Raw genomic sequence first — 14,595 nt, 5'->3', positions numbered from 1 at the left:
TTATTCTATAAATTTGTATAAATATACAAGTGAAAATATAAGTATGTATATAGTTAGGACGTCTTAGTATAATATGTCGAAGCAAATGAATGCATATTAATGATTGATGGTGGTTTTAAAATATCAGTTTTATGTTGTTGAGTAAGTGGTGATATTTTGGTTATTTTTTTCTATGGTTCACTTATTGTTGCAATGTTACTGTATGCTAACACCGTTTCTATTATGAAAAAAGTAAAGAATGGAGAAAATACAGATTTAAATGCTTTTGGAGGGTGCATTTCAGTAGCATTTATTTTATATTGTATTTTTAGAATATGTATCAAATAGAGTTTGCACAGTTATATTGAAGATTACTTCGCATGTTTCTTATATTGCATCACAATCATTATGTAGTTTGAATCATATTCAAGGATAACTGGAGTAGGTCTTGGTCAAAGAGTAGTGGCTAAAACGACCTATAACAACGCATTCAAGTTCGCTTTGGCTTGAGAATACAGCCAATTGTAACAGTTGTAAAGATGTTTCAATGTAGACCTTTATATATCACCTAACCAATTTTGTGAGTACGTGGGGATAATAGAAGAACAATCATATTGATTATTATTTTTGCCCCTTTTTTTGCCCCTTATAGTTTAAAATAAGTAGGTATTACCTAAACTTAGTTAAAAAGTAAAATGACTATTTAAAAGGGATTGACGGGTTTTTAAACTTAGTAAAAATCGTTTCTTTCGAATCTGAAGGTCGAAGGTTGTACTGGTCAAAATTGGAACCGTTAAATGGGTAATGAATATTCTATTGAATACCAGCTAAAGGAAAATAATTGAAGAATGGATAACTGGCACTTGCCATAAAAGAAGCTGCAGAAATAAGCGGTATAAAAAGGGTAGCAAATTTATCGTAAACTACCCTTTTGCCACCGCTCTATAAAATATAATTAGATACAATTAGTTAATATTTAATCATAAATAATATTTTATACCTCATAGATGGCCTAATATCAATGATTATATGACTATTCATAATATATATAGATAAGTTAAAGTACAAGGTGTAAATATATAACGCAAGTGGAGTAATATTAGGGACTGTAAGGGATTATAAACCTATTGAAGCGGTCAAATAAATATCGTGAAAATTAATTTCACGATATTATTACAATGATGCACTATACTATATATCCTACTCCATCATACAGTTTCTTAATCATTTCTGTTTTCTTTTCGTTGTTTAATTCATTAGAACGTAAAGTATAACTTTCATTGAATATAGGTCTTTCATTCATGGCGTCCATATTTTTTTTAATATAATCACTAGTTTTACATATTATAGCTGCAGGATTTCCAGCCACTACAGAATTTTAAGAATATCTTTAGTAACGATACTACCAGCACCTATAATAACATTATTTCCTATTTTAACATTTGGTAGAATTATGGAACCAGCACCTATAAATACATTATTTCCTATATCTACTAACCCTATTTTTGTGACATCTAAATACATTTTTGTACTTGCATCATGTGCTAATATATGGACTCTTGGCGCTAATGTAACATTATCTCCAATTGTAATTAACCAGCAATGCGAGTCATCAATAATACAACCACCTAGTCTATTAAAATTCTTTCCAACTTTTAGTCCCATCTTTATCAACTGTTCTGTGTTTATAATCAGGTCGTCAGTTGGTGTGTTTACATCTACATTCATTTATCTTCCTCCTTGTATAATATGAATATATCTTATAAATAATAGTATTGCTTTTACCGTGTGTTTTTTCTTCATCACTTCTATTATATATAATTAATTATGATGTGGAACCGGAAGACGAATAGAAGGTTGTGGTTTTTTTGTGTTTTATAAATCATTAATTGTTAAGTTGATAGATGGATATAGTTACAAACAAGTAATTATATTGCATTTATTAATTTATAAAGTTTCATAGTCAACTTAATTTCTTTAGCATATATTATAGTGAGATTTTTATTGATAAAAAATAGCATGTAAAAATTATCATTGATTGGAGAAGAGGAAAATGAAGCCAAAGGTATCTGTAATAGTACCTGTATATAATACAGAAAAATATTTAGAAAAATGTCTAAATTCATTAGTACAACAAACATTAGACGACATTGAAATTATTGTGGTTGATGATGGGTCTCTTGACAACTCACAAGCAATAATAAGTAAATATGTAGAACAATATCCAAATAAAATTATTTCTTTTAAAAAGGAAAACGGTGGACTAGGTAATGCTAGAAACTATGGATTAGAATATGCTACAGGAGAATTCATTGGATTTGTTGACTCTGATGATTATGTTGACACTAAGATGTATGAAGCGATGTATGAGGAAGCACTACACGGATATGATATAGTGTTATGCGATTTAATTGACGGGGAAAATAACAGTATATCAAAAGGATTTAGGGGACCTTCATTTAATGATAAAAATATAATTATGTATTCCACAGATCCTGCTTTTGCATGTAATAAGCTATTTAAAAAGGAACTGTTTAAAATTTTAAAGTTTCCCACACATTGGTATGAAGATCTTGGAACCACACCTATTTTGATGACTTATTCTAATAGAATTGGATATGTTGAGTCTCCTTTTTATTATTACACACAGCGGCAAGATTCAATAACAAGTAGTACAAGTGACAAAACGCTTGGTGTGATTCAAGCGTGGACAAGGGTTTTGGAAAATGCAAATTCGAAGTATATGGATGAAGCAAATTTTGCTGTATATAGAAGTATTTCAGCATTTATAAATTTCAAGCCAATGTATGTCGATAAGTTTATTGAGTTTATACGTAAAAATAAATTGGATATACAAAAAAATCAATACTATATGGAGGCAGTAAAGAATGGAGAAATAATGGATTTGATAAGCCTAATAGCAATTCCCCAAAAATAATAATATATTCTAATGTGCATTTAGTATCTTCATGTATGATTGATCATTTCAATCCTTCATTAGTAGCTTACGGTATGACAAGTAACAATAATTAAATAAAACCACTTATCTTCTCCTTTTAATAGGATAAGATAAGTGGTTTATTTATATTTTTAATATATCTTTATCTATCATATCTAGTATTTCATAATCATATTCAATATCAAATTTTCTTGCAAATAAACTAGCTGAATTACTTAATATAGGGAAATATTTTTTACATAACGTAGCAGGATTACATTGAGGGGGAGGTACACTATCCCAATCAATATATTTCAATCCATCATTTATTACATTTGATTTTAAACTTGAATTCATTACTATAGTGTGGAAAAAGATTTCATCTGGTGCAAATAAATGATTACAGTACTCAATATAACCTGGATTTTTAATTATAAAATAATATACATAGTATATACATTCTCTAGTCAAACACCACCATGTTGAACCACCCCACAATGATATATTCCAAGGTAGTTTATATTTAGGTGGGATTCTATCATATAAACCATTATGCCATCCCGGACGCGGAATAGGATGGTTTTGAATAAAGCATTTTCCATTATTTGTTGTAAAATACTCTTTGATGTCCTTGTTTGACTTTATAGGATAATCTTGTCCGCTTAAAAGAACTACATAATCTATCTTAAGATTACTGATAATAATTGTTTTGATACCCTCTATTGTGGCATCAACAATACCAAAATCTCCCCAAGTGCATCTACACCTATCTATAAAAAATACATTTTTATACGTCTTAAAAGTGTTATTAAGCTCATCAAAAAATTCATCTGAAGAATTTTTATTTATATGAATAAAAAAATACACATCCTCACAATTAAGTGTATTTATAAGACGAGTTAATTGAATAGAGGATTTATGTGCTAAAATTAAATACGCAATCTTCACCTAGAACTCCTCCAGATTATTTTATTTTTTTAAAATATAATCATAATAATATATTATCTATATACAATTATTAAATTCCAATTACTTATCTATTTTGAAAATTCTACATACACTATCAGTAAAACTTACACTTTAAAAGAATATATAAGCTATTATCAGTAGAATATTAGATTTTATATTAAGTGAAAAATATTTGGTTATGGGTATTAACACCCATGATACAACTTCGCTTTATACACTATAATATATTTACTTTTGAAAAGATGTGTTACATTTATTTTATAAATAGCATATCTGCCAAAATCGAAATCCAGCATATGTAGCTGTAGATGGTACAATTTATGATGTTACTAATGATAACGAATATAATATATTTAGCATATTATGTAATATATAAAATATTTATATATTGTAAAGAATAAAACGCTATATGCAAAATAGGAGGATTTTATGATATATCTTGATAACGCTGCCACTAGTTTTCCAAAACCTGTGGAAGTCTACGACCAAGTATTAAGATGCATGGAAAATTATGCTGCAAATCCTGGCAGAAGTTCACATGATATGGCAATTGAGGCTTCATCTAAAATTATAGAAACGAGACAAGAGCTCAGTGAATTTTTCAACATTCCTAATATGTTTAATATTATTTTTACATGTAATGCTACTGAAGCGCTGAATATAGGAATAAAAGGGATATTAAAGTCAGGAGATCATGTCATTAGCACAGTAATAGAACACAACTCAGTTCTTAGGCCATTAAATTATCTAAGTGAAAAAGGAATAACATTTACTCTCATTGGTGTAGATGAAAATGGATATTTGAATATTAATAATCTGAAAAAGAAGATATGTAGAAATACTAAAGCAATAATAATAAACCATACTTCCAATGTATTAGGGACGGTTCAAGATATAAGGGCTATAGGGGAGATTGCAAAACAATTAGGAATAATCTTCATGGTTGACGCATCTCAGAGTGCTGGAGTTATCCCAATAGATGTAGCTCTCGATAATATTGACTTATTAGCGTTTCCTGGTCATAAAGGATTATATGGTCCCCAGGGAACAGGAGGCTTATATATAAGAGAAGGATTAGAACTTGACTCATTTAAACAAGGGGGAACTGGAAGTGAATCCTTTTCTATGAAGCAACCTGATTTTTTACCTGACAGATTTGAGAGTGGAACCTTAAATACACCAGGAATAGCAGGATTGTGTGAGGGTATAAGATTTATAAGGAAAGTAGGAATAGAGAATATAAGAAAACATGAAATTGAGTTAGTAGAATATTTAGTAAAAGAATTAAGTGAATTATCTTATATTAAAATTTATGGAGGAACTGATTATAAAAACAGAGGAGCAGTAGTTTCTTTAAATATAGACAATATAGATGCTTCTGAAGTAGGAGAGTTACTAAATAAAAAAGGAATAGCAGTGAGAACAGGTTTTCACTGTGCACCTTTAATTCATCATATAATTGGTACAAATCTCAGAGGCACAGTTAGAATAAGTCCAGGATATTTTAATAGTTTAGAAGATATTGAAAAACTTATTAATACTTTAAAAGATATACATGAAAAAAAGTCTCTTTAAAAGAGGCTTTTTTTTATGTATAGCTATAAATGAGAAGTTTTAAATATAAATTTTTACTCTTTATAGAGGTGTTTTTAGGGAAATATAAAAACCTTTTAACAATACATGAATACAATGATAGTAGGATAAGGAATTTCAATAAATCGATTATTTGAAAATTTATTGAAATTATAAGTGGAGTTTTTTTCTTATTTGTAGCAAAGAGGAGTTGAAACTCATGAAATTTAAATACCTTGTAGTTTTAGTTTCAAATAGTCATTCAACATTATTATATAATAATCTGCTCCGTAAGGGTTGTAAAATTGAATTAATATCAGCCCCTAGTAATATTGCAAGAGGGTGTGCTAAAGCTATTAGATTTGACGAAAGTGATACCGATATTGTAGTACAGGAAATAAAGAATAATAAATTAATTATTAAAGGAATCTACAAAATAGTAAATGAGGGCAACAGAATTAATTATGTGCTAATTTCGTAGGTTTTACAAACTCAAAGGGCTTAGGAATATGCCCTTTAAGTTATATTAATTTTAAGCTCTAAAACTATTCATATCACTGGTTTTTCTTATACTGATTCACTTCCAGACTAGTTCTTATTTTTTAAACAATACTTAAAAAATTCTTTGAAATATACAGCTCTTATAGACCAATCCCATTGTTTTATTTGCATTAAATTTTCTTCGGAAAGTTCAATGAATATTTTAAATTCTGATACAATCTTTTTTATTGCTTCCTTTAAACACTGAATCGACCTTTCTTTTAATATAAATTGTTTCTGTTTATCACCAAACACTTCTGGAACAATTCCGACATCGGTAGATATAATTGGTATGCCACATGCCATTGCCTCTAAAATAGGGTTAGGTGTTCCTTCTATCTTAGAAGTACAAACATATAGGTCAATATTAGAATAATAGTTTGCCATTTCTTTATGGGGAATCATTTTTTCATTTCTATCTGCAAAGTACATTTTAATTGGATAGCCTTCATGTACTAGTTGTTCAATAGCCGGTTTTAGAATTGTCTCTACTCCTTTAAAATCTTCTATTTCACTTAACCATTTACTATTTCCACACCAACCAATTACAATTTCACGTTTAGAAATATTTTTTAATCTTTCAATATTAATAGGCTTAAATAAATTTAAATCCACTCCATCTTCTGCAATAACTTTTGGTTTATTACAAAAGGGTAAATTACTATATATATCATATAATTTTTCGGATGATACATAATAATTGGGTGATACTTTGAATATTTTTTTATTTGCACTTAAAGAACTGGAATCTAAAAACAAATGGTCATATACTGCTGTACTTATATTTAAATTATTTTTCATATATATTTCATCAAATATCATAACTTGAGTTCTCCAAAAAAAATGAATTAATTCACAATCCTTTGTTAATTCTATGAGCATATTTAAGTCTTGTATATCAACCATTGCTATAATTTTAAATTCAAAAAAATTGCTTAAATATTTTTCTAATTGATTTGCAATATTTGCAAATGCCCAATCATTAACTTCTGTAATTAGTGCAATTTTGGGCTTCTTATCAATATAATTTAACTTTAAATCTTGAAAATTTTCCATGGTATATCCCTTCCTTAATAATTTAATATTTGAATTATAGTACTTTTATATCTATAGTCATTAAATCTTTATTTAGCATATTCAGTATAATTTTGTGATTTTTAAATTTTATTATTTACATATTGATTTTAGGTTTTTCTTATACTGATATAATAGAAGTGAAGTCAGGTAGAACTGAAACTATCTTAACATCGTTAATAAAATCTTCATAGCTTATTTTCCAAGTATGATCCTCTAAATTTTCATGCCTCATTAGAACATAGTTGTATTTATCAGCGGAAAAAATTTTAAATCCTGATTCATAACAATCTTTAAGAAATAGTTGGTCTCCTCCACAAGGCAAATTTCCAAATTTAACACTATCAAAAACCTCTTTTTTAGCTATAATAGTGCCTCCAGCCACTGCGTAAACATATTTGGACTCTGCATTTCCGAAGGCAATACCTAAAGTATTGTTTTTTTCAAAATATACAAAACAAGTTAATTTTCCTGTTATTTTGGCATCAGTATATTTAAATACATTCATAGTATCCTCTAAATAATTAGAGCCATAATAATCATCATCATCCATTTTAGAAATATAATCATATTTAGATTTTTCAACTCCAAAATTCAAACATTCACCAAGGCTACACGTTTCATCCATTTGAAATATTTTAACGCAATTGAAATTCGCAGCTTTAAGCTTATATTCTTCTAAACTAATTTTATTATTGTTTATAATTAAAAGTAATTCTTTTATAGGATAATTAGACCTTGTATAGTTTATGAAAATATTATCAATATAATTAACTTTATTAGTACAAGCAATTATAGATACTCCAGGATTATAATCTTGTTTTAATGTTGCTCTATACTGCTTAATTAATATCTTCTCTCTATTGAATTCTTCAATCATAATATTCCCCCGAACTTAGATTTTAATAGAAATTTAATTGTTTGATATATATTATTCGCCTATACAATTATTGTTAACTATGTTTATATCTATATACAGATATAAAAAACAGGTACATTATTTTAATACATAAATATAATAAATATTAAGTGTATCAATTATCAGAGGGGTTGAATTTTGATAGAAAATAATATTGAATTATATGAAATAGAAGATGCAAGCGACGTAGATGTTTCGATAATTATTCCTTGTAAAAATGAGGTTAACAATATAAAATGGACAATAGATTCATTACTGGAGTCTAAAAATCATCTTAAATGTGAAATCGTTGTAATAGATGATGCTTCAACAGATGGAAGTACAGATTTTTTGAAATCTTATATAAGTGAAGACAAATACAGAGATATTATTTTAATTAATACTAATAATATAGGCGCAGCAGCAGCAAGAAATATGGGGGCAAAAGTTGCTAAGGGAAAATACTTATTTTTCTTTGATGCACATGTAAAAGTACCCGATATGTGGGCAGATAATTTAATTAACACTTTAGAGAAGTCTAAGGCTTCTTTAGTGGCACCATGTATTGCAGATATTACAAATATCTCATCATCAGGTTATGGTCTGACATGGAATGATGAATTTAAAGTCACTTGGTTTTCAAAAAAACCAAAGGAGGGAGATGAGATTCCACTGGCAGGTGGTGCAGCTCTAGGAATAACCAGAGAGGCATTTGATAAAATAGGTGGATTTGATCATCTTTTTCAGGTATGGGGTAGAGAGGATGAAGAGATATGCCTTAAAGCATGGCTTTATGGATATAGAATAGTTATTAATCCTGATGTAATAGTACAACATCTTTTTAGAAAAAGTCATCCATATAAAGTAACTGTTGCAAATGTTACCTATAATACTATATGTCTTGCTTGCTCACATTTTGAAATGGGGAGACTTAAAAAGGTTATGGATATAGCTAAAAGAGATTATTATTATTTTGATGCAGCGTCTGAGATAAATAAAAATTCAGGGTTAATTGTAAGTCAGAGAAATAAATACGCAATAGAACGTATTTATGATGATGAGTATTTCTTTAACAAATTTAATGTTTTATTTTAATGTTACAACTAAAAAAAGGATATCCTCACATTTGTGAGGATATCCTTTTTTACAGATTTTAATTATCTACAGCATGGAGAACAACTTGGTGTTGGAGGACAAATTGTTGGGCAAACTGGTGTTGGACACGGTGTGTTAGAGCAAGAAGGTGAAGGGAATACGTCTGGTAGTTTAAATGAACCAGTGAATTTTACAACAGTATTATCACAAGAATTACCAGCTACGGAAGAACAATCTTCACATTGTTCTTGAGAAGCCGTTACAGTAGCAGTAATACTAGTAGCAGGTATAAATTTAGGTTGTGTTTCACTTAATGATGGTGGACATTGTTGATAACTTACAATATTATTTACGCAAAGTGATCCTTCAACGCTTATTGCACCATTAAGAGTTCCTCCGCAAAGGCCGCCGGCACAGGCGTCACCTATAGCATTACCTGTAAAGGCTCTATATTGAATACATCCAACTACCCTTAAAGGATATAAGGATATGCAAAAATCGGGACAGCCTACGCCAGGTGAACAGATAACATTACAAGGACAAGGATCTGTAAAGGCAAACAAGGAACTGTTATACTGTATAGTTGTAAGTTTATTGTCAACATTTACAGCAAAACATTTTGAAATGGATGTTTTAGTGCAGAAATCTATTGTCTTTACACAGTCTGAACAGTCAGGAGTACATGTAGGAATAGCTCTAAATCCACTCTTAGTAGCGTTGATTCCATTTGATTCCATAAGCTCTAGTAGTGTTTCCTCAGTTAATGTAGTTGCTATCTGTTTTTCGGATAGACTTTCCATTTCTAGCATTATGTCCTTAATTTCTTTTTTTGTATCAAATTTTTTTATAATACTTACCTCCCCTATAAATGAATATAAATATTTCTAAATTTATGTCTTCACACTAACATAATATGAATTAGTTCAGAATGTGTGCTAGTTGCTGAAAAAAATTAAAGTTATAATTATCAATATGTTTAGCATATTTTATATAAAGAATAATTTAAAAGAAGGGATAGAGTAATGTTTTTACCTGGAAAGGTTTTTTATGTTATAAAGCAATCAGACTATACTACTTGGAATTTTACATATGATAAAAACAGGGGTATTTTATGTAGAAAACTAAATGAAGAGAAAGAGTCTAGTTATCAAGTACTAGAAAAAGAGAGTAGTGGGAATTTTTCTGTGCTATTGCTTCCTAATGATGATATATATTTCTTATATGAAGATTTAAAGGGAAATATAAAGTTACGGATTTTAAAGGAAAGTAAATGGAGTGAGGATATAGTTATTCTAGAAAAGACTACTGAAATATATGATATCTCTTTTAAGGCTATATTGAATAAAAATAAAATTTATTTATTTTATAATGTACTCAATAAAGAAACTAAAATTAGAACACTATTTCATCAAGTAGTAGATGAAAATTTTAATCTAACATCTCCTAAAATAATAGATAAAAGCAATGATAAATATAATTATTCTTTCACTATTGTTGCAGATGACAACAATGAGCTATTAATTATGTATCAAAAATCTCAAAAAAACTATAAACTTGGATATAAAGTTTTAAATCCTGAATTTGATAGATGGTCAGAGTTTAAAATAATAGATGAAAGTGGTAGTCCATTTATAGATTACTCGTTATTGTCAATTAACAATTCTATACATTCATTATATATAAAAAAGGAAAAGGAAAAGGATATCTTAATTTATTCACAGAGCGAAGCTATTAAAGAAGGACATAATGTATTATTTGAGGGTACGAATATAAAATCCTGTTCAGTTTTTTCAATAGAAGGCCATATATATTGTTCCTGGATAAATAATAATGAAATATATAACTGTTTCACAAAGGACAAAGGCAAAACATTTAGTTCGCCATCAAGTATTGAATTATTAGCTTCATTGGATGTTATAAAATCAATATATAAGTCTAATTTAACTAGGACTATTAGGAATTTAATAATAAATGAAATGTACGTAATGGATGATGATGAAGTTGAAGTTTTAATAATCCCAAATGAATATAATACTTTAGATAGTAGTATAGTTAATAAAAATATAGAATGTGACCAATGTTTATTAGAAGCTAAATCATATTTAAGTGTTGCTTATAATAAAATGCTGTTATACGAAAAACAACTCAAACAGAAAGATGATGTAATTACTCTACTAAAGAATAATATACAAGAATATTCTATTAAGGTTCAAATTTATGAAAATAGATTGAAAGATATAAATACACAGTATATAAAATTTCAAGAGGATAAGAATCTATTAAATGGAAATATAGATTATCTTCAAGAGAGTTTAATAAATAAAGAAAAGAAAATCAATGAATTAGAAAGTGTGAGTATGGAGCAAGGAAAAGAAATATTAATTTTTAAAGACCAGTTTAACGAAAAACAAAAACAAATTACAAAATTGCAAGAGAAAACTTCTAATCAAGATATGGATAATTTGGAAAATGAAAGTAAAATACTATCTTTTATCGAAGAAGTTGGGATTTTGAGAAATCAATTGGAGGACCTAAACGCAAAGCTAAGTAACTCTAAAACTAATGATTCTCTTTTGAAACGAATATTTAATAATAGGTAAAAATACAACTAGAAATATCATGCATTTATGAATCATTAGAAAAATTATTGAAGGTTACTGCATTAAATTAATGTAGTAATCTTTTTATTTATGTAACAAAAGCAGGTAGTAGATTAATATAATATACTGAGCGGTAAAACTATGTATAAATAGACAATTAGTTAATATGGTTATAGACATAATTACAATTTTTTTGTGTAGAGGTATATATAGGGGGAAAAATTATGAGTTTAGTTATTAATGAAGAAAGCTATAATAAAAAAGAAAAAGAGTTAAGTAAAGTTAATTATTTTATAAATAATGAGCTCAAAGGAAAAGTTGATTACAGCTCATATTTTGGAAAAGAAGGTTATAAAGACGTAAAAAAATTTGCGAATAATATTAAATTAATAGATAAAATTGCAAGTAGTTTTGAATGTGAATTTATAATCGATGTAGGATGTATGAACTTACCCTACTTATTAGAACTTAAAAATAAATATACGATAATTGGAATAGATCTGAATATTGTAGAAAGGGTAATAGATTATGACGGCGTATGGTACATTAAATGCGATCTGGATTTTCCAAATAAAATAAATTTACCTGCGAAATTACTCAAAGCATCAATGATTTTATGCAGTAATGCTTTAGAAAAAGTGAAAAATAAAGGATGTCTATTAAGTAACATTAAAGATTTTATGGAGAATTCAAAAATTGGATTAATAAGTACTTTAGATAGGTCATTTAGTAATTCTGATGAAGCCATATGGACAATAGATGAATTTAAAAAAACTATAAAGTATTATGATTTCAATTTGCATTTTATTGGACTTAGTAATAAGAATAAAGAGGAATTAAGAGAAAATATATTATGTATTATTGGTAAAAATAATGAAAATATAATAGATGAAAATATAAAAAAATTTAGAGTAGTGGCGATTATGTCAGTTATTAATGAAGAAGATATAATATATGATTCAGTTTCAAAATTAAAAGAAAATGGAATGGATGTCTATATTATGGACAACTGGTCGACGGATTCAACTTTTGAAATAATACAAAATTTGTATATAGAAAATAAAATTATCGGTTTTGAGAGGTTTCCTAAAGAAGGACCTACAAAATATTATGAATGGATGAAAATATTAAAAAGGAAAGAACAATTATCAAAAGAGCTTGATGCGGATTGGTTTATGCATACTGACGCAGATGAAATTAAAAGGGGTCCCTGGGAAGGTTTGAATTTAAAAGAATCCATATACTTGGTAGATAAAATGGGATTTAATGCAATTGACTGTAATATTATTGATTTTTGTCCAGTTGATAATGGATTTACTGGGGGAGATTTTGAAAAATACTTTAAATACACTACAATTATTCAAAAATTCACAAGAATAGACACCTGGAAGAGAATAAATGTTGCATTTGATCTTGCAAATTCAGGTGGTCATGAAATAAGATTCTATGGTCGGAAAATATTTCCCTTTAAATTTTTGCTAAAGCATTATTCTTATAGGTCACAACATCATGGTTTAAAAAAAGTATTGATGGAAAGGAAAGCAAGGTATAGCCCCCAAGAGATAGCAAGGGGTTGGCATGTTCATAATAATCATATAAATTCTGAAACGAATTTTTTAAAAAATCCTGAAGAGTGTATTCTATATGATGAGAAAAAATTTATGGATTATTACCTGCTTGAAAGGCTATTTAGATGCGAAGTATTTGATGATAGAGCTTAATTGGTTATATAGTATGGACTTTTTAGAGAAAATCAATTGTGAATAAAATTTATGGTGGAGGAATAGTATGATTACAAGTATAGTAATTTTAACTCACAATAAACTTAAATATACAAAGCTTTGTATTGAAAGCATAAGAAAATATACAGATAAAAATAATTATGAAATTATTGTAGTAGATAACAATTCTACTGATGGGACCGTTGATTGGTTAAATAACCAGCTAGAAATTAAAAAAATATTTAATAAAGAAGGTCTTGGTTTTCCAAAAGGCTGTAATCAGGGAATAAACATTGCTAAGGGCGATAATATTCTACTTTTAAACAATGATGTGGTGGTTACCCCAAATTGGCTTAAGAATTTAAATAAATGTTTGTATAGTTCTGAAGATATAGGAGCAGTTGGGGCAGTTACTAATATGTGTGGTTATTATCAGCAAATACGTGCGGACTATAATAATATGGAAGAAATGATAAGTTTTGCAGTAAAATATAATATTTCTGATAAAAATAAGTGGGAGGAACGGTTAAAATTAATTGGATTTTGCATATCCTTCAAAAGAGAAGTGATAGAAAAAGTTGGACTATTGGATGAAAGGTTTACTCCAGGAAATTTTGAGGATGATGATTATTCTTTAAGAATAAGAAAATCGGGATATAGATTAATGCTTTGCAAAGATACTTTTATACATCATTATGGTAGTGTTACCTTTGCTGAAAATCCTTATGAGTATTATGAAGTTTTAAAAGTTAATCGAAAGAAGTTTGAAGAAAAGTGGGGATTTAATTGGGAAAATTATATAAGCTATGAAATAATTAAATTAATTGATAAACCTAAGTTAGAAGAATTTAATGTATTAGAAATTGGATGTGGCTGTGGAGCTAACCTAATTGAAATAAAAAATATTTTTAAAAATGCTAATGTCTATGGCATAGAACCAAATATAAATGCTAGGGAAATAGCGAAAACTTTTGCAAAAATTATAATCGGAAACATTGAATATTGCGAGTTGAGTTATGAAGACAAATTTTTTGATTATATAATCTTTTCAAATATACCAGATAATTTAATTGAAATTCGAAAATTTTTAAAAATAGTAAAAGAGCATTTGAAAGAGGATGGCCAAGTATTAGTAAATAATTTTAATAAGTAACATACTACTTATAATTGCATGCAAAAGTAACTTTGTAGCTTGCTTCTAGCCTTGTA

13 protein-coding genes are annotated in these 14,595 nt (G+C 28.0%); 7 read left to right on the top strand and 6 right to left on the bottom strand.

Features of this window, described 5'->3' with window-relative positions; genetic code table 11:
- Positions 1-1,165: 1,165 nt before the first annotated feature.
- Positions 1,166-1,348: a hypothetical protein gene (locus KPL50_RS26990; RefSeq protein ID WP_253200563.1), complete on the bottom strand. Its 183-nt coding sequence runs from the start codon at positions 1,346-1,348 to the stop codon at positions 1,166-1,168.
- A complete protein-coding gene (locus KPL50_RS26985; protein WP_253200562.1) occupies positions 1,348-1,707 on the bottom strand; it encodes a DapH/DapD/GlmU-related protein in 360 nt (119 codons plus the stop codon). The genes KPL50_RS26990 and KPL50_RS26985 overlap by 1 nt, the downstream gene beginning before the upstream one ends.
- Positions 1,708-2,032: 325 nt before the next feature.
- On the opposite strand from KPL50_RS26985, the gene KPL50_RS10605 reads away from it, so the two are divergent.
- Positions 2,033-2,917 (top strand): glycosyltransferase family 2 protein, encoded by an 885-nt coding sequence (locus tag KPL50_RS10605; protein WP_216298442.1) that lies wholly within the window; start codon positions 2,033-2,035, stop codon positions 2,915-2,917.
- Positions 2,918-3,061: 144 nt separating this feature from the next.
- On the opposite strand, the gene KPL50_RS10600 is transcribed toward KPL50_RS10605, so the two are convergent.
- Entirely contained in the window at positions 3,062-3,865 is an 804-nt protein-coding gene (locus tag KPL50_RS10600) for a beta-1,6-N-acetylglucosaminyltransferase (RefSeq protein ID WP_216298441.1), read from the bottom strand.
- A 450-nt stretch (positions 3,866-4,315) separates the two neighbouring features.
- Here KPL50_RS10600 and KPL50_RS10595 point away from each other — a divergent pair, with 450 nt between their 5' ends.
- Together KPL50_RS10595 and KPL50_RS10590 are read left to right on the top strand one after the other, a co-directional pair.
- The gene (locus KPL50_RS10595) at positions 4,316-5,461 is read left to right on the top strand and encodes an aminotransferase class V-fold PLP-dependent enzyme (protein ID WP_216298440.1); all 1,146 of its coding nucleotides are present in this window, start codon (positions 4,316-4,318) and stop codon (positions 5,459-5,461) included.
- 217 nt (positions 5,462-5,678) lie between these two features.
- Positions 5,679-5,939 carry a DUF3343 domain-containing protein gene (locus tag KPL50_RS10590; protein ID WP_216298439.1) on the top strand — a complete coding sequence of 87 codons (261 nt, stop codon included), beginning with the start codon at positions 5,679-5,681 and terminating at the stop codon, positions 5,937-5,939.
- A gap of 107 nt (positions 5,940-6,046) precedes the next feature.
- Here the strand turns inward: KPL50_RS10590 and KPL50_RS10585 are convergent, their stop codons facing one another.
- Positions 6,047-7,054 carry a glycosyltransferase gene (locus tag KPL50_RS10585; RefSeq protein WP_216298438.1) on the bottom strand — a complete coding sequence of 336 codons (1,008 nt, stop codon included), beginning with the start codon at positions 7,052-7,054 and terminating at the stop codon, positions 6,047-6,049.
- Between the two features lie 139 nt (positions 7,055-7,193).
- Positions 7,194-7,952 (bottom strand): glycosyltransferase family 2 protein, encoded by a 759-nt coding sequence (locus tag KPL50_RS10580; RefSeq protein WP_216298437.1) that lies wholly within the window; start codon positions 7,950-7,952, stop codon positions 7,194-7,196.
- 177 nt (positions 7,953-8,129) lie between these two features.
- Here KPL50_RS10580 and KPL50_RS10575 point away from each other — a divergent pair, with 177 nt between their 5' ends.
- The gene (locus KPL50_RS10575; protein ID WP_216298436.1) at positions 8,130-9,065 is read left to right on the top strand and encodes a glycosyltransferase family 2 protein; all 936 of its coding nucleotides are present in this window, start codon (positions 8,130-8,132) and stop codon (positions 9,063-9,065) included.
- A 62-nt stretch (positions 9,066-9,127) separates the two neighbouring features.
- Here KPL50_RS10575 and KPL50_RS10570 read toward each other — a convergent pair whose 3' ends face one another.
- Positions 9,128-9,874 carry a hypothetical protein gene (locus KPL50_RS10570; protein WP_216298435.1) on the bottom strand — a complete coding sequence of 249 codons (747 nt, stop codon included), beginning with the start codon at positions 9,872-9,874 and terminating at the stop codon, positions 9,128-9,130.
- 213 nt (positions 9,875-10,087) lie between these two features.
- Here KPL50_RS10570 and KPL50_RS10565 point away from each other — a divergent pair, with 213 nt between their 5' ends.
- From KPL50_RS10565 to KPL50_RS10555, 3 genes are all read left to right on the top strand, one after another.
- Positions 10,088-11,665 (top strand): hypothetical protein, encoded by a 1,578-nt coding sequence (locus KPL50_RS10565; RefSeq protein ID WP_216298434.1) that lies wholly within the window; start codon positions 10,088-10,090, stop codon positions 11,663-11,665.
- Between the two features lie 224 nt (positions 11,666-11,889).
- Positions 11,890-13,386, top strand: a complete 1,497-nt coding sequence (locus tag KPL50_RS10560) for a glycosyltransferase family 2 protein (RefSeq protein ID WP_216298433.1) — start codon at positions 11,890-11,892, stop codon at positions 13,384-13,386.
- Between the two features lie 67 nt (positions 13,387-13,453).
- On the top strand, positions 13,454-14,539 hold the full coding sequence (locus KPL50_RS10555; protein ID WP_216298432.1) for a glycosyltransferase: 1,086 nt from the start codon (positions 13,454-13,456) through the stop codon (positions 14,537-14,539).
- Positions 14,540-14,595: the final 56 nt, after the last annotated feature.

The organism is Clostridium sp. CF012 (assembly GCF_018861755.1).
Taxonomy (GTDB): Bacteria; Bacillota; Clostridia; order Clostridiales; family Clostridiaceae; genus Clostridium_AD.
The sequence above is the reverse complement of the archived record's forward strand: the minus strand, read 5'-3'. Positions and strand labels throughout refer to the sequence as shown.